The following is a 21,037-nucleotide window of genomic DNA, read 5'->3' on the forward strand; positions in this document are numbered from 1 at the left end:
TACGGGTCCCGACTGTCCGCGTCAACGTACGAACAAAACGTCGCCTACGTCGAAACGGACGCCGGGAAGCGGCCGATAGGTTCCCTTTGGGCTCAGGAGCGAGCGCGGATTCCGCCGAGCAGCGCGTCCGCGAGTTGGCCCGGCAGTTCCGGATCCAGACTCGCGTTCTCCCGTACGAGCTTGCGTACCAGTATGGGGCCCGTGACGAGGTCCATCAGGACTTCCATCGGAAGGTCGACACGCAACTCACCGGAGTCCATCCCGCGCTGGAGCAGGTCCCGCAGGATCGCCCGGCGCTTTTCCACCACCACCTCGTGGTAGCGCCGATGCAGCTCCGGGTGGTTGCGGATCTCGCCCGCGACCACCCCCATCAGGCCGTCGCCGCGCTTGTCGATGGCCTGCCGGCGCATGTTCTCCAACACGCTGACCAGGTCCTCGCGCAACGAGCGGCCCGCGAGCACGGTCGGGGTCACCTCGGCGGCCTCGATCGCCGCGATGATCAGCGCCTCCTTGCCGGGCCAGCGGCGGTAGATGGTGGCCTTGCCCACCCCCGCCTCCTGGGCCACCGCCTCGACGGACAGGCCGGTGATGCTTTGGTGTTCGGCGAGCAGTCGCAATGTCGCGTGCAGGATCGCCCGTTCGGCCTCCTCGCTGCGGGGCCGACCCCGGCGCGGCTTGTCCGCCGCGCCGGGGTCTTCGACGTCGATCTCGACGGCGTCGGTGTGCACGGTGGGGTCGGCCGGCGTCGGCTCGACCGCTGATCGGGATGTCGCAGGCTGCATGTCAGACCTTCGCGGAGCGCTGTTCCTCGACGGGCTCCCCGGGTCGGCCCGCTCCCGGGGCAGTCTGCCCGGCATCGCGGCGCGGCATCCACAGGAACACCACGACCGCGCCGATCAGGCCGACCACCGCCGAGCCGATCGAGGCCGCGTGCATCGCGTCGATGAAGCCGTCCTTGGCCGGGTCGACCAGCGCCGCGCCCCGGTCGCCGAGCCGGCCGGCGACCGCGAGGGTGGCCTCGACCGAGTCGCCGGCCGGGCCGCGCGGCACGTTCGGCGGCAGCTTGTCGAGGTCGCCCGAGATCCGGTCCCGGTAGACCGAGGACAACACCGAGCCCAGGATCGCCACGCCGAGGGCGCCGCCCACCTGGCGCACGGTGTTGCTGACCGCGGATCCGGCGCCGGCCTTCTCGCGCGGCAGCGAGGACATGATCGAGTTGGTGGCCGGCGGCATCACGTGCGCCATGCCCGCGCCCTGGACGAAGAAGACCACGCACAGGATCCAGATCGGCGAGGTGCGGTCCATCCAGAGGAAGGACAGGAAGCTCAGGCCGACCAGCAGCATGCCGCCGGTGGTCACCGCGCGCACCCCGAACCGCTTGACCATCACCGAACTGCGCGCCGAGAACAACAGTTGCGCGACGGCCAGCGGGAGTAGCAGCAGACCGGTCTGGAGCGGGGTGTAGCCGCGCACGCTCTGCAGGTAGAAGGCCATGAAGAAGGTCACGCCCAGGAGCGCGAAGAAGACCAGGCCGATCGCGGCGGCGGCGGCGGAGAACGCCGGGTCGCGGAAGAACCGCACGTCGAGCGCGGGGTGGTCGCTGCGCTTTTCGAACCAGACGAAGAAGGCGAGTACGGCCAGGCCGAGCACGATCGTGCCGATCACCTCGATGCTGCCCCAGCCCGCGTCGCCGCCGCGGATGATGCCGTAGACCAGCGAGACCAGGCCCGCGATGGACAGCACCACCCCGATGGGGTCGAGCCGGCCCGGGCGGGGGTCACGCGAGTCCGGTACGAGCACCAGCATCGCGACGATGCCGACGATCACGATCGGGACGTTGATCAGGAACACCGAGCCCCACCAGAAGTGGTCCAGCAGCGCGCCACCGGTGATCGGGCCGATCGCGATCGCGAGACCCACCGCGCCGGACCAGATGCCGATCGCCTTGGCCCGCTCCTGCGGCTCGAAGACGTTGCTGATGATGGAGAGCGTGGCCGGCATCACGAACGCGCCGCCGAATCCCATCACCGCGCGTGCCGCGATCAGTTGCCCCGGGTTTTGCGAATAGGCGGACAACAGCGAGGCGAGACCGAAGATCACCATGCCGAACAACAGCGTGCGTTTGCGCCCGAAGCGGTCGCCCAGGATGCCGGCGGTGAACAGCAGGCCGGCGAAGACCAGCGTGTAGGAGTTGATTGCCCACTGGAGTTCGCTCTGGGTGGCGCCCAGACCCTTGTCCGGGTCGGCGATGGTCTTGATCGCGACGTTGAGGATGGAGTTGTCGAGGACGACGACCAGCAGGCTGATCACCAGGACGCCGAGGATGGCCCAGCGCCGGCGGTGTATGTGCTCGTCGACAGTGCGTATCGGGGGAACGTTCGCTGCGGTCACGGGTGAGGCTCGATTCGTACGACACGTGGACACTGCTCGATTCCCCCTCAGGCTAGCGAGCCTTTACGAAACGAGACGGTCTCGTATTGCAAAGCCTCGGCAAACGTCGCGACCGCCACCTGCCCACGACCCGCCTCCGACCGGCTCCCGCCCCGCCTCCGACCACCCGGAATCCCCCGCCCGACGCCTCTGTTGTGCTGTTCGGAGGCATGTCACCATGGCCTTGTCCGGGGACGCCGTCCGAGCGCCTCGAGTCGGGAGAACACCATGTCCAGCAACAAGTCCGCGCAACCGATATCCGCTTCGGCCGAGGGTCCGGGACTGACCCTGTACGGCGGCGACGGAACCGGGCGCCGGGTCACCGTGCGCGACCTGGCCCGGGCCAAGCGGGCCGGCGAGCGGTGGCCGATGCTCACCGCGTACGACGCGATGGTCGCCTCGGTCTTCGACGACGCGGGCATCCCCGTACTTCTGGTCGGCGACTCGGCCGGCAACAACCACCTCGGCTACGAGAACACCGTGCCGGTCACGATGGACCAGCTCGTGATGCTCACCGGCTCGGTCGTGCGCGGCACCAAGCGCGCGCTGATCGTGGCCGACCTGCCGTTCGGCTCGTACCAGGAATCCCCCGAGCAGGCGCTGCGCAACGGCGTGCGCTTCCTCAAGGAGGCCGGCGCCGGCGCGGTCAAGCTGGAGGGCGGGCGGCGCTCGGTACCCCAGGTCGAGGCCCTGGTCGCCGCGGGTGTCCCGGTGATGGCCCACCTCGGGCTCACCCCGCAGTCGGTGCACGCCTTCGGCGGCTACCGGGTGCAGGGGCGCGACGCGGAAAGCGCCGAGCAGTTGATCGCCGACGCCAAGGCGATGCAGGCCGCGGGCGCGTTCGCGGTGGTCCTGGAGTGTGTGCCGGAGGAGCTGGCCGCCCGGGTCACCGACCTCCTCGACATCCCCACCGTCGGCATCGGCGCGGGCGCGGGCACCGACGCGCAGGTGCTGGTGTGGACCGACATGGCCGGCATGACCACCGGCCACACCCCCAAGTTCGTCAAGCGGTACGTCGACCTGCGCGGCGCGCTCGGCGACGCCGCCAAGGCGTTCGCGGGCGACGTGGTCGGGGGTGCCTACCCGGCACCGGAACACGCGTTCCACTGAGTGTCCCGGCAGGGCCGTACGATGCGAACTCCCGGTCGTACGGCCCTTCCGCCTGTCTGGAGCAGTTCGTGACGCACCCCTACGGAGATTACGGCCGCCGTCCCGCGGCCGGCTCGCTGCGCCATGTGCGGCCGAGCCCGGTCTTCCTCGCCATCGTCGCGGTCTGCGTCGCCTCGGGCTGGTACGCGTGGCACGACGACGGCACCTCCGAGCCCGCCACCCGCACCAGCGTGTTCCTGCTGGTCATGTCGGGTTGGCTGGTCTCGTTGTGCCTGCACGAGTTCGCGCACGCCTTCGCCGCGCTGCGCTCGGGCGACCACAGCGTGGTGGGCAAGGGTTATCTGACCCTGGACCCGCTCAAGTACAGCGACCCGCTGCTGTCCTTCATCCTGCCGACCGTCTTCGTGCTGCTCGGCGGTATCCCGCTCAGCGGCGGGGCGGTCTACCTGGACCGCGGCGCGATCCGCGGCCGGGCCCGCAACAGTCTGGTCTCGGCGGTCGGACCGCTGACCAACGCCGTGCTGGCCGGCGTACTCGCGCTGCTGCTGTCGTCCGGCGTGGTGGACGGGGCGAGCGCGACCTTCGTGGCCGCGTTCTCGTTCCTGATCCAGCTCCAGGTGATCGCGGCGGTGCTGAACCTGCTGCCGGTGCCGGGTCTGGACGGATACGGCGTGCTGGAGCCGTGGTTGCCCTTCGGGTTCCGCCGGGCCATCGCGCCGTACGCGCCCTACGCGATCCTGTTCCTGTTCGCGCTGCTGTGGTCGCCGTCGGTCAATCACTACTTCTACGACGTGGTCGACCACATCACCGACGCGCTGGACGTGTCGCCGTACCTGGCCAACGACGGCTACCGGCTGTTCCGCTTCTGGTCCTGAGCGTCCGCGTCCCCCGCCGATCCCGCCTGGTCCCCGCTTCGCCGCCACAGTCGGCTCAGCCGACCCGGGCGCCTCCGCGGCCGGGTCTCGTCGGGCGTCAGGTGGTGTTCGGGCACCTCGTAGCGGTGCACGTAGCTCCCGACGAACGCCTGCGCGGTGGCCGTCACCGGGATCGCGATCAGCGCGCCCACCGCGCCGAGCAGCGCGGCGCCCGCGATCACCGAGCCGAACGCCAGCGCCGGGTGGATCTCCACCGTGCGCGCGGTGATCCTCGGGTGCAGCAGGTAGTTCTCGAACTGTTGGTAAGCGGTCGCGAACAGCACTACCCACACGGCGGTCGCCGGGCTCACCGTCAGCGCGATCAGCGCGGGCAGCACGATCGCGATGTAGGTGCCCACGGTCGGCACGAACTGCGAGATCAGCCCGACCCACAACGCCAGCGGGATCGCGTACGGCAGGTCGAGGATCAGGAACGCGACGTAGTGCGCGAGCGCCGAGATCAGCGCGAGCGCGGCGCGCGAGTAGAGGTATCCGCCGGTCTTGTCGATCGCGATCTCCCACCCGCGCAACACCTCGGCCTGGTGGCCGGGCGGCAGCAGCGAGCACACCGCGCGCCGCATCCGAGGGCCCTCGGCGGTGAAGTAGAAGGTGAACAGCGCGATGGTGAAGAGCTGGAACAGCGCGCCGACGATCCGCGCGGACCAGCCGAGCGCGTGGTTGGCCACCTGCTCGGCGTAGCCCTGCACGGTGCCGGTGTCCTTGAAGATCCTCCCCTGGACCTTCTCCACGGTCAGATCGGTGCCGAAGGTGCGGTTCACCCACGCGACCAGGTCCTCCAGGTAGCGCGGCAGGTGGTTCGCGAAGGCGACCACCTGGTCCACCAGGAGCGAGCCGACCACGGCCAGAAATCCCGCGCAGGCCAGGAAGACCACCACGAACGCGATCGCGGTGGCCACGCCGCGCCGCATCCCGCGGCGGGCGAGCCGGTCCACGGCGGGCTCGAACGCGAGCGCGAGGAAGAAGGCCACCAGCAGGTCGATCAGCAGCGTGCGCAACTGGTTCAGGGTCCAGCCGAGCAGCCGGAAGCCGGCGATCGTCACGAGGACCAGGAACACCGCCCGCGGCAACCAGGACGGCATGCGGTCGCGCGCCGCGACCCGGGTGGTCCGGGTGTCGGGTGTGGTCACGTGGGCTCCCTGTCGGTCGCGCGGCATGTGCGGTGCCGTGCGTCGTATGACAGAAAGAGACTAGAGCGTCACGCTGGGTCGTTTTATGCAGATTCGCCCGCACGGACCGGCACGACGAGGCCGAGGACGCGGCGCGCCGGCTCCGCCGGGTCCCGACCCGGTCGCCGGGCTCAGGCGCGTTTGGTGGTCGGCAGGTCCATCGACACGCACACGCCCCGCCAGACGTCCTTGGCGTCGATGCCCGCGGCCAGCGCCTCGTGCACGGTACGCCCGCCCAGTTCGGACATCACGTGGTCGCGGGCGAAGGACTCGAAATACGAGTCGCCGAAGTGCGCGCGCATGCGTCGCCAGAAGTCGGTGAGTCCCATACGACCAGTATCCCGGTGCGGGCCGGCCGGCCCGCCGCCCGCACCGCCGCCCGCCTGTCGGCCGACGCGAATGTCGGAGCCACCGGGCACCATGGGGAGTTATGCCACACGACGATTCCGCTTCCGTCCTGGCCGGCTTCTCCCCCGCCACCCGGGCGTGGTTCACCGGCGCCTTCCACGCGCCGACCCGGGCCCAGGAGGGCGCCTGGCGGGCGATCGCCGAGGGCAAGGACGCGCTGGTCGTCGCCCCGACCGGTTCCGGCAAGACGCTCGCCGCCTTCCTGTCCGCGCTCGACCGGCTCGCCGCCGAGCCGGTGCCGGAGGATCCCCGGCGACGCTGCCGGGTGTTGTACATCTCGCCGCTCAAGGCGCTCGCGGTCGATGTCGAGCGCAACCTGCGCAGCCCGCTCACCGGTATCCGGCAGGCGTCGGTGCGGCTGGGCCTGCCCGAGCCCGAGGTGACCGTGGGGGTGCGCTCCGGCGACACCCCCGCGGCCGATCGGCGCCGGTTCGCGACCAAGCCGCCGGACATCCTGATCACCACGCCCGAGTCGCTGTTCCTGCTGCTCACCTCGCAGGCCCGCGAGGCGCTGCGCGGGGTGGACACGGTGATCGTGGACGAGGTACACGCGGTCGCCGGCACCAAGCGCGGCGCGCACCTGGCGCTGAGCCTGGAGCGGCTGGACGAACTCCTGGAGCGGCCCGCCCGCCGGATCGGCCTGTCGGCGACCGTGCGCCCGGTCGACGAGGTGGCCCGGTGGATGCGCGCCACGGGCGAGGTGCACGTGGTCCAGCCGCCGTCGGCCAAGACGTTCGAGCTGTCCGTGGTGGTCCCGGTCGAGGACATGGGCGAGTTGGGCGGCGGCACCGGCGACTTCGACGAGGCCGGCAACGAGCGCAAGACCTCGGTGTGGCCGCATGTCGAGGAGCGCATCGTCGATCTGATCCAGGCGCACCGCTCGACCATCGTGTTCGCCAACTCGCGCCGCCTGGCCGAGCGGCTGTGCGGCCGGCTGAACGAGATCGCCTACGAGCGGGCGACCGGCGAGGAGTTGCCGCAGGACGCCTCGCCCGCCGAGGTGATGGCCCAGGCCGGGAGCGGCAAGGGGGCGCCGCCGCTGCTCGCCCGGGCCCACCACGGCTCGGTGTCCAAGGAGCAGCGGGCCCAGGTGGAGGAGGACCTGAAGGCGGGCCGGCTGCCGGCGGTGGTGGCCACCTCCAGCCTGGAGCTGGGCATCGACATGGGCGCGGTGGACCTGGTCGTCCAGGTCGAGTCGCCGCCCTCGGTGGCCTCCGGCCTGCAGCGGGTGGGCCGGGCGGGCCACCAGGTGGGCGCGGTCTCCCGGGGTGTGGTCTTCCCGAAGTTCCGCGGCGACCTGGTACAGACCGCGGTGGTCACCGAGCGGATGCGCGAGGGCGCGATCGAGTCGGTGCGCGGGCCGCGCAATCCGCTGGACGTGCTCGCCCAGCAGATCGTCTCGATGGTCTCGGTCGAGGACCGCGACGTGGACGCGCTGCTCGCGCTGGTCCGCCGGGCGGCGCCGTTCACCGCGCTGCCCGCGTCGGCCTTCGAGGCGACCCTGGACATGCTCGCGGGCCGCTACCCCTCCGACGCGTTCGCCGAGTTGCGCCCGCGCGTCGTGTGGGATCGGGTGGCCGGCGTGTTGTCCGCCCGCCCGGGCGCGCAGCGGCTCGCGGTCACCTCCGGCGGCACCATCCCCGACCGCGGTCTGTTCGGGGTGTTCCTGATCGCGGGCGAGGCGAAGTCGCGCGTGGGCGAGTTGGACGAGGAGATGGTCTACGAGTCGCGCGTGGGCGACGTGTTCACGCTCGGCACCTCCTCTTGGCGAATCGAGGACATCACCCACGACAAGGTGCTGGTCTCGCCCGCCCCCGGGGTGCCCGGCAAGCTGCCGTTCTGGCACGGCGACGCACTCGGCCGGCCGGTGGAACTGGGCCGCGCGCTGGGCGCGTTCGTCCGCGAGGTGGGCGCGCTGCCGGCGGATCGGGCGCGCGAGCGGGTGGCCGCCGCGGGCCTGGACCCGTGGGCGGTGAACAACCTGCTCGGCTACCTGGGCGAGCAGCGCGAGGCGTGCGGCCACGTCCCCGACGACCGGACCATCGTGGTCGAGCGTTTCCGCGACGAGTTGGGCGACTGGCGGGTGGTGGTGCACTCGCCGTTCGGCGCGCAGGTGCACGCGCCGTGGGCGCTGGCCATCGCGGCCCGGCTGCGCGAGCGCACCGGCCTGGACGTACAGACGATGCACGGCGACGACGGGATCGTGCTGCGGCTGCCCGACACCGGCGACCCGTTCGGCGACGCCCCCGAGGACCTGGCGGCCGGTGCGCTGCCGCCGGACTTCGCGGTGTTCGAGGAGGCCGAGGTCGAGCCGCTGGTGACCGCCGAGGTGGGCGGCTCGGCGCTGTTCGCGTCGCGCTTTCGCGAGTGCGCGGCCCGGGCGCTGCTGCTGCCGCGCCGGATGCCGGGTCGGCGCACCCCGCTGTGGCAGCAGCGCCAACGTTCGGCCCAACTGCTCGCGGTGGCGAGCGAATACGGCTCGTTCCCGATCGTCCTGGAGACGATGCGCGAGTGCCTGCAGGACGTGTTCGACGTACCCGGCCTGACCGGGCTGATGCGCGACATCGCCACGCGCGCGGTGCGCATCGTCGAGGTGACCACGACCGAGCCGTCGCCGTTCGCCCGCTCGCTGCTGTTCGGCTACGTGGCGCAGTTCATGTACGAGGGCGACTCGCCGCTGGCCGAGCGGCGGGCGGCGGCGCTGGCGCTGGACTCGCGACTCCTTGCCGAGTTGCTGGGGCAGGCCGAGCTGCGCGAGTTGCTGGATCCGGAGGTGTTGGCGCGCACCGAGAGCGAGCTGCAGCGGCTGGCCGAGGACCGCCGGGTGCGGGACGCGGAGGGGGTGGCGGATCTGCTGCGGTTGCTCGGGCCGTTGACCACCGCCGAGGTGGCGGCGCGGGCCGAGCCGGGCTTCGAGCAGGAGTGGCTGACCGCTCTGGAGCGGGCCCGCCGGGTGATCCGGGTGCGGATCGCGGGCGAGGAGCGCTGGGCCGGCATCGAGGACGCCGGCCGGTTGCGCGACGCGCTGGGCACGCCGCTGCCGGTCGGGGTCCCCGAGGCGTTCACCGAGCCGGTCAAGGACCCGCTGGGCGACCTGCTGGCCCGGCACGCGCGTACCCACGGGCCGTTTCGCGCGGGCGAGGCCGCGGCCCGGTTCGGCCTGGGCGTGGCGGTGACCACCGGCACGCTGGAGCGGCTGGCCGCGAACGGGCAGGTGGTCTCCGGCGAGTTCCGCCCGGGCGGGTCCGGCCTGGAGTGGTGCGGCGCCGAGGTGTTGCGGATGCTCCGCCGTCGTTCGCTGGCCGCACTGCGGCACGAGGTGGAGCCGGTGCCGCCGGTGGCCCTCGCCCGCTTCCTCACCGCGTGGCAGGGCGTGGGGGCGAGCGGGGTGCGCGGCCTGGACGGCCTGGTCCGGGTGATCGAGCAGTTGCAGGGCGCGAGCGTGCCCGCGTCGGCGCTGGAGAAGCTGGTGTTGCCCTCGCGGGTGGTCGGCTACACGCCCGCGATGTTGGACGAGTTGTGCGCGGCGGGCGAGGTGTTGTGGGCCGGGCACGGCGCGCTGCCCGGCAAGGACGGGTGGCTCTCGCTCTACCTCGCCGACGCGGCGCCCTACCTGCTGCCGCCTCCGGTGCCGCTGGACACGGGCGATCTGCACCGGGCGATCCTGACCGCGCTCGACGGCGGATACGCACTGTTCTTCCGGCAGTTGACCGAGCGGCTGGCCTCGGAGACGCCGGCGTCGGAGGCGGCGATCGCCGAGGCGCTGTGGGACCTGGTGTGGGCCGGGCGGGTCACCGGGGACACGCTCACCCCGCTGCGCGCGCTGCTCGGTTCGGGGCGCACCTCCGGCTCGACGGCGCACCGGGCCCGGCGGGCGACCCCGCGCGGGCGGTACGCGGGCCTGAGTCGGGGCCGCCCCGTGGCGAGCGCGCGCACCGGGCCGCCGACCGTGGCCGGGCGCTGGTCGCTGGCCCCCGTGCCCGAGCCGGACCCGACCCGGCGCGCCCACGCGCTGGCCGAGACGCTGCTCGACCGGCACGGCGTGGTCACCCGCGGCGCGGTGGTCGCCGAGGGCAGCCCCGGCGGCTTCGCGGCGGCGTACAAGGTGCTGAGCGTGTTCGAGGAGGGCGGCCGGGTCCGCCGCGGCTACTTCGTGGAGGGCCTGGGCGCGGCCCAGTTCGCCGCCGACGGCGCGGTGGACCGGCTGCGCGCGGTGCACAACGCGAGCGAGCGCCGCGAGCCGCACGAGCGGCCCGACGCGGTGGTGCTGGCCGCCGCCGACCCGGCCAACCCGTACGGCGCCGCGCTGCCCTGGCCGGATCGGCCGGGCGAGGCCGGCGGCGGCCATCGGCCCGGGCGCAAGGCCGGCGCGCTGGTGATCCTGCTCGACGGCGAGCCGATCCTGTACGTCGAACGCGGCGGTCGAACCCTGCTGTCCTGGACCGACGACCCGGATCGGGTGGGTCCGGCGGCCGAGGCGCTGGCGGACGCGGTGCGCGCGGGCGCGCTGGGCAAGCTGACCGTGGAGAAGGCCGACGGCGCCGAGGTGTTGACCTCCTCGCTGGGCAAGGCGCTGGAGGCGGCCGGGTTCCATGCCACCCCGAAGGGGCTGCGCCTCCGAGGGTGACATCGTTTCGTTACACGAGCGCCCGGTCCGCGAAACACCCCGGTCATGTACATCGCGCAGGATCGTGGTCACGGACGGCGACCCGGGAGCGATCCCGGTGGACCGGCCGGCACCATCCCGCCCGTGGCGACCCTGCACGCGTCACGGTCGGGTGCACTCGGATCCGGCGTCGCGGACGTGTTCCTGGCCGCGCGTTCGCGACGTCGGTCCGTGTACCGCGCGGCAGCGCGCAGTGGCGTGAGGCAGCGCGTGTCCCGTGGCGTCACCGACCCCCGGGGGCGGCCGCACCGACGGGTCCGGGGGGACTCGGGGGCCGGCCCCGGGCCGGGCGCACGGCCGGCGGCACGGCCGGGACAATGGCGGTATGCCCGAAGGCGACACCGTGTACCAGGCGGCGCGGCGACTGCGCGCGGCCCTCGTGGACCGCGAGCTGACCGTGACCGACTTCCGGGTGCCCGCGCTGGCGACGGTGGATCTGACCGGCCGCTCGGTGCTCGAAGTGGTCCCGCGCGGCAAACACCTGCTGACCCGGGTCGAGGGCGGCGTCACGCTGCACACCCACCTGCGGATGGACGGCACCTGGCACGTCCAGGACACCGGCGCGCATCCGCTGCCCCGCCCCTGGCACGCGATCCGACTCGTGCTCGGCAATACCGCGCACACCGTGGTCGGGATGCGGATGCCGGTGGTGGAGCTGCTGCGCGCCGCCGACGAGTCGACCGTGGTCGGGCATCTGGGCCCGGACCTGCTCGGCCCGGACTGGGACGCGCCCGAGGCGGCCCGGCGGTTGGCCGCCCGCCCGCGCCGGCCGATCGGCGAGGCGCTGCTCGATCAGCGCAATCTGGCCGGGATCGGCAACGTGTACCGGGCCGAGCTGTGCTTCCTGCGCGGCGTCGCGCCGTGGACCCCGGTCGCCGAGGCGGGTGACCCGCTCGCCTGGGCGGTACTGGCCCAGCGCCTGCTCGCGGCCAATCGGGACCGGGTCGGGCACATCACCACCGGCGACACCCGGCCGGGCCGGCGCCACTGGGTCTACGGGCGCGCCGGTCGTCCGTGCGCGCGCTGCGGCAGCGGGATCCGGCGGGCCGATGTGGGCGATCCGCCTAGGGTGACCTTCTGGTGTCCGCGCTGCCAGCCGTCACCCGATGGAGGTACACCCGGTGACCGACGACCGGGTGGTTCGTCGTACCGGGCATGACCCCTCCCCGGATCCTGCCCGTCCTGGTGCTGCCCGTGCTGTTCCTGGCCTCGGCCGGCTGCACCTCGGTGTCCGCGCCGACCCCCGTACCGCGCCCGCAGACCCCGCCCGCGGCCGCCGCGCCGCACCGGCCGACCGGCGCCCCCTCCCCCGTCGACCCGCTCGCCGGCGAGCCCGCGCCGGCGATCACCGCCATGGCGGGCGGCGCGGCCGAGCCGACCCCGACCGAACACCCGACGCCGCCGGCGGACGATCCCACCGAGGACGCCGCGCCGCCGGCCGCCCGCCCGCGCCCCCGCACGGAGACCGGCCCGGCCCACCCGCCCCGGTCGGCGCACACCGGCGGCGGCCGAACCGGACGGCCGGCGCGTATGCCCGCCGACCCCTGCGACGCCCTCGCGGCGTCCGGCGTGTTCCCCGCCGGCGGCGAGACGCACCGCTGGTGCCGCCGCCAGGAGGGCCTGCGGTGACGCCGATCTCCCGGCCCACACCTTTATTGACTGTTCGTCAGATGGCTCGTACGGTCGGCGCGCCATACTCGACCAGCGCCGGGAGGTCACCCGTGTTCCGTGAAGCCCTCGATCTGACCGGCCGGGTCGCCGTCGTCACCGGCGCGGCGTCGGGCATCGGCCGCTCCAGCGCCGAGGTGCTGGCCGAGCTGGGCGCGACCGTGGTCTGCGCGGACATCCACGAGGCCGGGGCGCGGGAGACCGCCGAGGCGATCGTGGCCGCCGGCGGCGCCGCGACCGCCGCCGCCGTGGACACCTCGCGGGCCGCGCAGGTGGACGCGCTGATCGACGACACGGTCGCCGCGCACGGCCGGCTCGACGTACTCGCCAACATCGCCGGGGTGATGCACCTGAGCACGGTGATCGAGACCGAGGAGGCCGACCTCGACCGGGTCCTGGCGATCAACTTCAAGGGCGTCTTCTTCGGCTGCCGCGCCGCCGCGCGGGTGATGTCGGGGCAAGGCTTCGGCAGCATCGTCAACATGGCCTCCGGGGCCGTGGACACCGCCACTTCCGGGCTGCTGTGCTACGGCGCGGCCAAGGCCGCGGTGGTGCAGTTGACCAAGACGCTGGCCACCGAGGTCGGCCCGCGGGGCGTGCGGGTCAACGCGGTCGCGCCGGGCTGGATCGTCACCGGGATGACGGGCCGGCACTGGACGGACGCGGACGGCAACGAGGACGAGGAGCGCAAGGCCGCCGTCGCCGCGCCGATGGCCCGGATGGCCCCGCTGCGCACCGTCGGCGAGCCCACCGACATCTCCTACGCGGTGGCCTACCTCGCCTCGGACGCCGCCAAGTTCGTCACCGGCCAGATCCTGCGCCCCAACGGCGGCGTCGCGATGCCCTGGTAGACCGCCCGCCGTCGATCGCGCCCGTGCCCGGGACGACGCCGAGGCCCCGTCTCCCGATTTCGGGGACGGGGCCTCGGTGTCGTGTTCGGGTCGATCGGGCCCGGTGTCCGGTGTGCGACACCCGGCGGGTGCCCGGCGCGCGGACGCGGCTCAGGCCGCCACCACCACGCTCACCGCGTTGTCGCCGGCGATCGGGGCGGTGCCCGACGTCCGGTCGTTGTTCTGACGCTCGGTGGCGCGCTCGTTCGGCGTGAAGCCGGCACCCACCGGCTCCAGGACCGGGCGCATCGCCTCGGCCGAGGCCAGCTCGGCGAGGGCCAGCTCGTCGCTGACCTCCCGCATGAGCACGGACATGCGCACGTCCAGCGCGTCGCAGATCGCGGCGAGCAGTTCGGACGAGGCTTCCTTCTGGCCGCGCTCGACCTCGGACAGGTAGCCAAGGGATACCCGGGCTGAGGACGAAACCTCGCGCAGGGTGCGACCCTGACGCTGGCGCTGGCGCCGCAGCACGTCACCCAGCAGGCGACGGAGCAGGATCATCGGTCGCTCCCTCCTAGGGCGGCTCGGGGGGTCACAGCCCCACCGTACCTGCCCGACCGTGCGGGTGTGCCCGCCTTGCCGTCCTGTTCACTCAGGGCGTGGAACCTTGACGGCGGGGGTCCCCAGGGTCCATAGGCGTTCCGGTTCACTCCCACCTCGATTCGCAGCACGTCCTCGGCCGGCCTTTCGTATCTCCCCCGGACGCCCGGCCGCCGTGGTCTCGTCGGCCGATCGGCGCGCCCGGTCACCCCGTACACGCCGGGTCCTGCTCGGTCGGCAGGCCGGCCACCACACACCGGAGCAGGTCGAGCGCACGGACCGTGGTCATCTCGCGGATCCTGTCCCGACTGCCCGAGAACAGCAGGGAGAGCACGATTGTTCCCTCGGGGCCGGCCACCGCGATGTATACGGTGCCCACGGGCTTTCCGTCCTGGGGGTCCGGACCGGCGACCCCCGTCGTGGCCACCCCGTACGTACCCGACATGACGTCGCGCACACCCTCGGCCATGCGCGCGGCCACGTCCGGGTGAACCGCGCCCTCCGCGGCGAGCAGATCGGCGTCCACGCCGAGCACCGAGCCCTTGAGGTCGGTGGCGTACGCGGTGACCGAGCCGCGCACGCTCGCGGACGCGCCGGGCACCGAGGTCAGTTCGGCGGCGATCAGGCCGCCGGTGAGCGATTCGGCCACCGCGACGGTGGCGTCGCGCCCACGCAGCAGGTCGAGCACCACGCCGGCGAGGGTGTCGCCGGCCTCGCCGTAGACACACCCGCCGAGCAGCTCGCGCGCCCGCGCGGCGGCGGCGTCCACCTCGGCGGCGCCGCCGGGGGTGGCGGAGGTGAGCTTGACCCGGGTCTGTCCGGCGGTGGCCAGGTAGGCGACCTCGACCGCGCCGTCCCGGGCGAGATCCTTCTCCAGCGGTTCGAGCATCGCGGCGATCACCCCCTCGCCGATCGAGGCGGTGAGCAGTTGACGCTGCGCGCGGGTCGGCGGCTCGCCCGCGCGGCGCAGCAGGTCGGGCAGGACCTGCTCCTCGGTCATCGCGATCATCTCGTGCGGCGGGCCGGGGATCGCGTAGACCGCCACCTCGCCGATCACCACCGCGATGCCGGGCGCGCTGCCGTTGGCGTTGGGCAGGCTGCGCCCGCCCTCGGGGACGTCGGCCTGCTGGAGGCCGAGCGCGGTGAGGGTGCGGTTCAGGCCCCGGTAGCGCCGGCGCAGCCAGTCCTCGATCGCCGGGTCACGGCGCAACGGCACACCGCCGACGGCGGCGATCGCCTCGCGGGTGCGGTCGTCGGAGGTGGGGCCGAGGCCGCCGGAGACGATCACCGCGTCCGCGCGCCGGACGGCCTGGGTGAGGACGTCGATCATCGCGTCGAGGCCGTCGCCCACGGTGGACACCCCGCTCACCCGCAGACCGGCGGCGGTGAGTCGGCGGCCGAGCGTGCCGGCGTTCGTGTTCTCCACGTCGCCGACCAGCAACTCGTCCCCCACCGCGACGAGTTCGATCTTCAATTCGCTCATGGTCCCGCTTCCCCGCTTCCCCCGTGGTCGGGATTCGTCCCGACGGTCAGCCCTGTCCGGCGGGCACCGGGGTGCCGCGTCGCAGTCGTACGGCCTTGACGATGTAGTCCAGGCCGGTCACCACGGTAACGATGACCGCGGCCGCCATGATCCAGGCCCGGGTGCTGGCCAGCGGGCCGGTCATGACCAGTGTGTACATCCCGATCGCGCTGCCCTGGAGCATGGTCTTGGCCTTGCCGCCCCGGCTGGCCGGGATCACGCCGTGGCGGATGACCCAAAAGCGCAGCAGGGTGATGCCGATCTCCCGGGCGAGCACCACCAGGGTGACCCACCAGGGCAGGTCGCCGAGCGCGGACAGGCTGATCAGCGCGGCGCCCATCAGCGCCTTGTCGGCGATCGGGTCGACGAGTTTGCCGAAGTCGGTGACCAGGTTGTGCATCCGGGCGAGCTTGCCGTCGAACAGGTCGCTGATGCTGGCCACGGTGAACGCGGCCCAGGCCCAGGCGCGCCAGGCGGGGTCGTGGCCCCCGTCCTGGAGCAGCAGGGTGACGAAGACCGGCACCAGGGCCACCCGCATCAGCGTGAGCGCGTTGGCGGCGTTCCAGGCGCTGACGGAGGTGGTGGGGTCGCCGAGGCGGTCGGGCTTCGGCGGGTGGTTGGCGGCGGCGGCCCGAACGGCCTCGGCCGGGCGCCGGCGCGGCGGTGCCGGTTCGGCCGTCACCGATCGCCCCCGCGCACGATCACGTCGATCGCCTCGCCGTACAGGTCGGCGCCCTCGCTGTCGGTGACCCGGACCCGGACCAGGTCGCCCACGCGCAGGCCCTCGCCCACCACCGTGGTCGAGCCGTCGGTCTCGGGGGCCTGGTGGGCCGCGTGGCCCTCGGCACCGCCGTCCTCGCCGAGTTCCTCGATCAGCACGACGATCTCGGTGCCGATCCGGTCCTCGGCGCGTTGTGCGACCAGTTCCTCGGCGAGCCGGGAGATCCGCTGCACGCGGGCCTCGATCACGTCGGCGTCGAGCTTGTCGGGATAGTTCGCCGCCTCGGTGCCGTCCTCGTCGGAGTAGCCGAACACGCCGATCGCGTCGAGCCGGGCGGCGATCAGGAAGCGCTCCAGGTCGTCCACGTCCTCCTCGGTCTCGCCGGGGAAGCCGACGATGAAGTTCGATCGGGCGCCGGCCTCGGGGGCCTTGGCCCGGATCTGCTCCATGAGGGTGACGAACGCCTCGACCGAGCCGAATCGGCGCATCCGGCGCAGCACCGGCTCGGAGGCGTGCTGGAAGGACAGGTCGAAGTAGGGCGCGACACCGGGCGTGCCGGTGATCACGTCGATCAGCGTCGGGCGCATCTCGGCGGGCTGGAGGTAGTTGACCCGGACCCGCTCGATGCCCTCGACGGCAACCAGTTCCGGCAGCAGCGTCTCCAGCAGGCGCAGGTCGCCCAGGTCCTTGCCGTAGGACGTGGAGTTCTCGCTGACCAGGACGATCTCGCGGACGCCCTGCTCGGCCAGCCAGCGGGCCTCGGCGAGCACGTCGGAGGGGCGGCGGGACAGGAACGAGCCGCGGAAGGAGGGGATGGCGCAGAACGAGCAGCGGCGGTCGCAGCCGGAGGCGAGCTTGAGCGAGGCCACCGGCCCCGAGCCGAGCCTGCGGCGCAGGGCGCGCGGCCCGGAGGCCGGCGCGACGCCCTCGGGCAGGTCCTCGGGGATGCCGTGGCCGGGCACCGCGACGTCGGCGGCCTGGCGCTCGACGGGGGTGATCGGCAGCAGTGCGCGCCGGTCGCGCGGCGCGTGCGGGATGTGGCTCTCGCCGGCGAGGATCGAGCGCAGCCGGCCGGAGATGTCGCCGTAGTCGTCGAAGCCGAGCACGGCGTCGGCCTCGGGCAGCGCGCCCGCGAGCTGGTCGCCGTAGCGCTCGGCCAGGCAGCCGACCGCCACCACGGCCCGGGTGTGGCCGTCGCCCTTGAGGTCGGCGGCCTCCAGGACGGTGTCGATCGAGTCCTTCTTGGCGGACTCGACGAATCCGCAGGTGTTGACCATGACGACGGAGGCGTCCGCGGCGTCCTCGACGAGGGCCCACCCGTCGGCCTCGAGCCGGCCGGCGAGTTCCTCGGAGTCCACCTCGTTGCGGGCGCAGCCGAGGGTGACCAGGGCGACGGTGCGCAGGGCGGCGGGGCTCTCGGCCGGGGCGGCGGGGCGGGTGGTATCGCGGGCGGACATGCCGGAAAGCCTACGTCAGACGCGGACGTGGACCGGACGCAGGGAAGCGTCGGATGGTTCCGGGGAGGTCACGATGCCCGGTCACCGGGGCGACGGGGTCGCCGACGCGCTCGTCCGCATCTGCGGGATGGGGTCCCCGGGTACGAACGTGCGGTTGACCACCTCGCCGTCCTCGCCCGCCGGGCCCAGGTCCCGGCCGTTGACGTTCAGTCGCGCGGCGCCCGAATTGCCGACCTGGACCTGCAGTTGTGCGGGGTCCTCGAAGGTCTTGGCCTCGCCCTTGCCCAGGATCGTCTCCAGGATCTGCCTGTCCTTGGAGTCGAACGCGCGGATCCAGCTGCGGCCGTCGACGGCGGTGATGGTGACCACGACGCCGGGCGGGAATTGCGGCGCCTTGCTCACCGGCGCGGCCGAGGACGGCGGCGGGGGCGGCGGGGCCGGTGCCGCGGGGGCGGCGGTGGTCGGGGCGACCCGGGACGCGGTCTCCTTCTCGTCGTCGTCGGCCCGGCCGCCGGCGAGTTGCACGAAGGCGAAGATCAGCACGATGACCACGGCGACGCCCATGGCCAGCGTCCAGTTGGGGCGGCGGTATTCGATCGACTTGCGCGGCGAGTCGAAGATCTCGGTGGGCCGGGGGGTGCTCGTGCCGCCGACGGTGTGGTCGTACTCGGCGATCAGCGGCGCGGGTTCCAGGCCCGTGGCGCGCGCCAGGGTGCGAATGTGGCCGCGGGCGTAGAAGTCGCCCCCGCACGGCTCGAAGTCGTCGTGTTCGATTCCCTCGATGATGACCTGTCGGATCCGGGTGACCTCACTGAGCCGTTCCACGGTGAGACCGGCCCGTACACGCGCCTCCGCGAGGCTCTGACCGATCGACACTGTTCGCCCCTTATGCGTCATTCGTCACGACTGACACCAATCATCACTTAAGTCAGATCATTCTCCGCGCAACGTGGCCATAACCTGCTCGATTTCATCCGGTTTGATCAACACCTCGCGCGCCTTGGAGCCCTCGCTCGGTCCGACGATGTCCCGGCTCTCCATCAGGTCCATCAGCCGGCCCGCCTTGGCGAAGCCGACGCGCAGCTTGCGCTGGAGCATCGAGGTCGAGCCGAACTGGGTGGACACCACCAGTTCGACCGCCTGGCAGAGCAGGTCGAGGTCGTCGCCGACGTCCTCGTCCACCTGCTTCTTGCGATCCGGTCCCGCGGTGACCTCGTCGCGGTACTCCGGCCGCAACTGCTCCTTGCAGTGCCGGGCGATCGCCTCGATCTCCTCCTCGGTGACGTAGGCGCCCTGCATCCGGATCGGCTTGCTCGCGCCCATCGGCAGGAACAGCGCGTCGCCCTTGCCGATCAGCTTCTCCGCGCCGGGCTGGTCCAGGATGACCCGGCTGTCCGCCAGCGAGGAGGTGGCGAACGCGAGCCGCGAGGGCACGTTGGCCTTGATCAGACCGGTGACCACGTCCACGCTGGGGCGCTGGGTGGCCAGCACGAGGTGGATGCCCGCGGCACGGGCGAGCTGGGTGATCCGCACGATCGAGTCCTCGACGTCGCGCGGCGCGACCATCATCAGGTCGGCCAACTCGTCGACGATCACCAGCAGGTACGGGTAGGGCTGGATGTCGCGCTCGCTGCCCGGCGGCACCTTCAGCTTGCCGGCGCGCACCGCGACGTTGAAGTCGTCGACGTGCCGGAAGCCGAAGTTGGCCAGGTCGTCGTAGCGCATGTCCATCTCGCGCACGACCCACTGCAACGCCTCGGCGGCCTTCTTCGGGTTGGTGATGATCGGCGTGATCAGGTGTGGAATGCCCTCGTAGGTGGTGAGTTCGACCCGTTTGGGGTCGACCAGCACCATCCGCACCTCCTCCGGCGTGGCGCGCATCATGATCGAGGTGATCAGGCCGTTGATGCAGCTCGACTTGCCCGCGCCGGTGGCGCCCGCCACCAGCAGGTGCGGCATCTTGGCCAGGTTGGCCACCACGTCGTTGCCCTCGACGTCCTTGCCCAGCGCGGCGATCATCGGGTGCGTGTCGCCGGCGGCGGTGTCGGAGGCCAGGATGTCGCCGAGGCTGACCATCTCGCGGTCGGTGTTGGGGATCTCGATGCCCACCGCGGACTTGCCGGGGATCGGGCTGATGATCCGTACGTCCGGGCTGGCCACGGCGTAGGCGATGTTCTTGGCCAGCGCGGTGATCCGCTCCACCTTGACCGCCGGGCCCAGCTCGATCACGTAGCGGGTCACCGTCGGGCCCCGGGAGAAGCCGGTGACCTGCGCGTCGACGTTGAACTGCTCGAACACCTTGGACAGCGCCGCGACCACGTCGTCGTTGGCCTTGCTGCGGGCCTTGGCGGGCGGGCCCTTGCGCAGCAGCGCGGGGCCGGGCAGGTGGTAGGTGATGTCGCCGGAGAGCCTGAGCTGCTCGCTGCGCGGCGGCGCGGGGGTGTGCGCGGGGGCGTCGGCCCGCAGATCGGTCACCACCCGGGCGGCGGCCGCCTTGCGCGAGCGGGCGGGCGGGACGACCAGGCCGGCGTCGCCCGCGTCCAGCGCCGCGGCGGCGGCCGCGGCCACGTCGACCGCGTCCGGATGGCCGGTTTTGGCGGCCGGGCTCGGGCGGCGGCGCGGCCGGGGTTTGCGCACCGGCGCCGGCGCGGGCTCCTCGTCCTCGTCGAAGCCGGCGAACCCGCTCGGGCGGTCGTCGTCCTCGTCGTACGGCTCCGGCTCGGGGCCCTCGATGAAGCCGAGGAAGACCCCGAGGCGTTCCGGCACCGCGTTGATCGGCGTCGCGGTGACCACGAGCAGCCCGAACACGATCAGCAGCACCAGCAGCGGCACCGCGACCCACCGGGTGACCAGGTGCACCGGCGGGGTCGCGAACGCCCAGCCGACCAGCCCGCCCGCGTCGCGCATCGCCGCCGCGCCGTCACCGGGCTGCGGCGTCCGGCACCCGACGTGGATCAACCCGAGCACCGCGCACACCAGCGCCGTGCAGCCGATCACGATCCGCCCGGTGGCGTCCTTCTGGTCGGGATGGCGCATCACCCGCACGCCCAACGCGCCGACCAGGAACGGCACCAGCACGTCCAGCCGGCCGACCAGGCCCGCGACGACCGCGTTGACCCCCTCGCCGACCGCGCCGTCGATGGTGCCCCACGCACCCGCGGCGATCACTATCGCCAGGCCGAGCAGGGCCAGCCCGAGCCCGTCCCGACGATGCGCGGGGTCGAGTCCGCGCGCGCCGGAGCCGATGCCCCGCGCGAGCGAACCGAACGCGTGCGCCAGCCCCAGCCACAGCCCCTTGAGCCCCTTCCCGAGCAACGCGGGCACCCCGCCGAGCAGTTTCGGCGGGGGAGGCGGGGGCGGGGCCGCCTTCTTGGCGGGAGCCTTCTTCTTCGCGGCCGTGCGCGGTTGCGCTCCGCCGCCGGACGCACGTGTGGCCATGTCCCGAGGTTACCGGTGGACCCTCCCCACCTCATGCGTCCCGGCCCGGAGCGCGCGCCGTGTCGGACCGGGCCGTCGTCGACGGT

The 21,037-nt window shown here is 73.0% G+C and carries 16 protein-coding genes; 6 read left to right on the forward strand and 10 right to left on the reverse strand.

Annotated elements, in window-relative coordinates:
• Positions 1-92 precede the first annotated feature (92 nt).
• Positions 93-782 carry a TetR/AcrR family transcriptional regulator gene (locus ACFRCG_RS18650; RefSeq protein ID WP_380032773.1) on the reverse strand — a complete coding sequence of 230 codons (690 nt, stop codon included), beginning with the start codon at positions 780-782 and terminating at the stop codon, positions 93-95.
• A 1-nt stretch (position 783) separates the two neighbouring features.
• A complete protein-coding gene (locus tag ACFRCG_RS18655) occupies positions 784-2,391 on the reverse strand; it encodes an MFS transporter (RefSeq protein WP_380032775.1) in 1,608 nt (535 codons plus the stop codon).
• 267 nt (positions 2,392-2,658) lie between these two features.
• On the opposite strand from ACFRCG_RS18655, the gene panB reads away from it, so the two are divergent.
• Positions 2,659-3,540 carry a 3-methyl-2-oxobutanoate hydroxymethyltransferase gene (panB, locus tag ACFRCG_RS18660; protein ID WP_078977482.1) on the forward strand — a complete coding sequence of 294 codons (882 nt, stop codon included), beginning with the start codon at positions 2,659-2,661 and terminating at the stop codon, positions 3,538-3,540.
• 68 nt (positions 3,541-3,608) lie between these two features.
• Positions 3,609-4,415 (forward strand): site-2 protease family protein, encoded by an 807-nt coding sequence (locus ACFRCG_RS18665; RefSeq protein ID WP_380032777.1) that lies wholly within the window; start codon positions 3,609-3,611, stop codon positions 4,413-4,415.
• On the opposite strand, the gene ACFRCG_RS18670 is transcribed toward ACFRCG_RS18665, so the two are convergent.
• Together ACFRCG_RS18670 and ACFRCG_RS18675 are read right to left on the reverse strand one after the other, a co-directional pair.
• On the reverse strand, positions 4,388-5,602 hold the full coding sequence (locus tag ACFRCG_RS18670; protein WP_380032779.1) for an AI-2E family transporter: 1,215 nt from the start codon (positions 5,600-5,602) through the stop codon (positions 4,388-4,390). The genes ACFRCG_RS18665 and ACFRCG_RS18670 overlap by 28 nt on opposite strands.
• Before the next feature lie 170 nt (positions 5,603-5,772).
• Positions 5,773-5,970 (reverse strand): DUF3046 domain-containing protein, encoded by a 198-nt coding sequence (locus ACFRCG_RS18675; protein WP_078977480.1) that lies wholly within the window; start codon positions 5,968-5,970, stop codon positions 5,773-5,775.
• 101 nt (positions 5,971-6,071) lie between these two features.
• On the opposite strand from ACFRCG_RS18675, the gene ACFRCG_RS18680 reads away from it, so the two are divergent.
• The 4 genes from ACFRCG_RS18680 to ACFRCG_RS18695 all read left to right on the forward strand — a co-directional run bounded on the left by ACFRCG_RS18680 (position 6,072) and on the right by ACFRCG_RS18695 (position 13,234).
• Entirely contained in the window at positions 6,072-10,676 is a 4,605-nt protein-coding gene (locus ACFRCG_RS18680) for an ATP-dependent helicase (protein ID WP_380032781.1), read from the forward strand.
• A gap of 364 nt (positions 10,677-11,040) precedes the next feature.
• Entirely contained in the window at positions 11,041-11,874 is an 834-nt protein-coding gene (locus ACFRCG_RS18685) for a DNA-formamidopyrimidine glycosylase family protein (protein WP_380032783.1), read from the forward strand.
• Entirely contained in the window at positions 11,871-12,344 is a 474-nt protein-coding gene (locus ACFRCG_RS18690; protein ID WP_380032785.1) for a hypothetical protein, read from the forward strand. The genes ACFRCG_RS18685 and ACFRCG_RS18690 overlap by 4 nt, the downstream gene beginning before the upstream one ends.
• A 92-nt stretch (positions 12,345-12,436) precedes the next feature.
• Positions 12,437-13,234, forward strand: coding sequence for an SDR family NAD(P)-dependent oxidoreductase (locus ACFRCG_RS18695; RefSeq protein WP_380032787.1), 798 nt, complete (start codon positions 12,437-12,439; stop codon positions 13,232-13,234).
• A gap of 150 nt (positions 13,235-13,384) precedes the next feature.
• Here ACFRCG_RS18695 and ACFRCG_RS18700 read toward each other — a convergent pair whose 3' ends face one another.
• The 6 genes from ACFRCG_RS18700 to ACFRCG_RS18725 all read right to left on the reverse strand — a co-directional run bounded on the left by ACFRCG_RS18700 (position 13,385) and on the right by ACFRCG_RS18725 (position 20,951).
• Positions 13,385-13,774 carry a helix-turn-helix domain-containing protein gene (locus ACFRCG_RS18700; RefSeq protein ID WP_380032789.1) on the reverse strand — a complete coding sequence of 130 codons (390 nt, stop codon included), beginning with the start codon at positions 13,772-13,774 and terminating at the stop codon, positions 13,385-13,387.
• A 244-nt stretch (positions 13,775-14,018) separates the two neighbouring features.
• Positions 14,019-15,296, reverse strand: a complete 1,278-nt coding sequence (locus ACFRCG_RS18705; RefSeq protein ID WP_380032791.1) for a CinA family nicotinamide mononucleotide deamidase-related protein — start codon at positions 15,294-15,296, stop codon at positions 14,019-14,021.
• Positions 15,297-15,342: 46 nt separating this feature from the next.
• Entirely contained in the window at positions 15,343-16,017 is a 675-nt protein-coding gene (gene pgsA, locus ACFRCG_RS18710) for a CDP-diacylglycerol--glycerol-3-phosphate 3-phosphatidyltransferase (protein ID WP_126638402.1), read from the reverse strand.
• Complete coding sequence (rimO, locus tag ACFRCG_RS18715; protein ID WP_380032794.1) at positions 16,014-17,513, reverse strand: 30S ribosomal protein S12 methylthiotransferase RimO; 1,500 nt, start codon at positions 17,511-17,513, stop codon at positions 16,014-16,016. The genes pgsA and rimO overlap by 4 nt, the downstream gene beginning before the upstream one ends.
• A gap of 81 nt (positions 17,514-17,594) precedes the next feature.
• Entirely contained in the window at positions 17,595-18,389 is a 795-nt protein-coding gene (locus ACFRCG_RS18720) for a helix-turn-helix domain-containing protein (RefSeq protein ID WP_380032796.1), read from the reverse strand.
• 57 nt (positions 18,390-18,446) lie between these two features.
• Entirely contained in the window at positions 18,447-20,951 is a 2,505-nt protein-coding gene (locus tag ACFRCG_RS18725; RefSeq protein ID WP_380032798.1) for a DNA translocase FtsK, read from the reverse strand.
• Between the last annotated feature and the right edge of the window lie 86 nt (positions 20,952-21,037).

The organism is Embleya sp. NPDC056575 (assembly GCF_042793325.1).
Lineage (GTDB): Bacteria > Actinomycetota > Actinomycetes > Streptomycetales > Streptomycetaceae > Embleya.

What these genes read in the sequence shown, in the direction of transcription:
- ACFRCG_RS18650 (WP_380032773.1), bottom strand. Translation starts at nt 782, where the DNA reads ATGCAGCCTGCGACATCCCGATCAGCGGTCGAGCCGACGCCGGCCGAC.
- panB (WP_078977482.1), top strand. Translation starts at nt 2,659, where the DNA reads ATGTCCAGCAACAAGTCCGCGCAACCGATATCCGCTTCGGCCGAGGGT.
- ACFRCG_RS18675 (WP_078977480.1), bottom strand. Translation starts at nt 5,970, where the DNA reads ATGGGACTCACCGACTTCTGGCGACGCATGCGCGCGCACTTCGGCGAC.
- ACFRCG_RS18680 (WP_380032781.1), top strand. Translation starts at nt 6,072, where the DNA reads ATGCCACACGACGATTCCGCTTCCGTCCTGGCCGGCTTCTCCCCCGCC.
- ACFRCG_RS18685 (WP_380032783.1), top strand. Translation starts at nt 11,041, where the DNA reads ATGCCCGAAGGCGACACCGTGTACCAGGCGGCGCGGCGACTGCGCGCG.
- ACFRCG_RS18690 (WP_380032785.1), top strand. Translation starts at nt 11,871, where the DNA reads ATGACCCCTCCCCGGATCCTGCCCGTCCTGGTGCTGCCCGTGCTGTTC.
- ACFRCG_RS18700 (WP_380032789.1), bottom strand. Translation starts at nt 13,774, where the DNA reads ATGATCCTGCTCCGTCGCCTGCTGGGTGACGTGCTGCGGCGCCAGCGC.
- ACFRCG_RS18705 (WP_380032791.1), bottom strand. Translation starts at nt 15,296, where the DNA reads ATGAGCGAATTGAAGATCGAACTCGTCGCGGTGGGGGACGAGTTGCTG.
- rimO (WP_380032794.1), bottom strand. Translation starts at nt 17,513, where the DNA reads ATGTCCGCCCGCGATACCACCCGCCCCGCCGCCCCGGCCGAGAGCCCC.
- ACFRCG_RS18725 (WP_380032798.1), bottom strand. Translation starts at nt 20,951, where the DNA reads ATGGCCACACGTGCGTCCGGCGGCGGAGCGCAACCGCGCACGGCCGCG.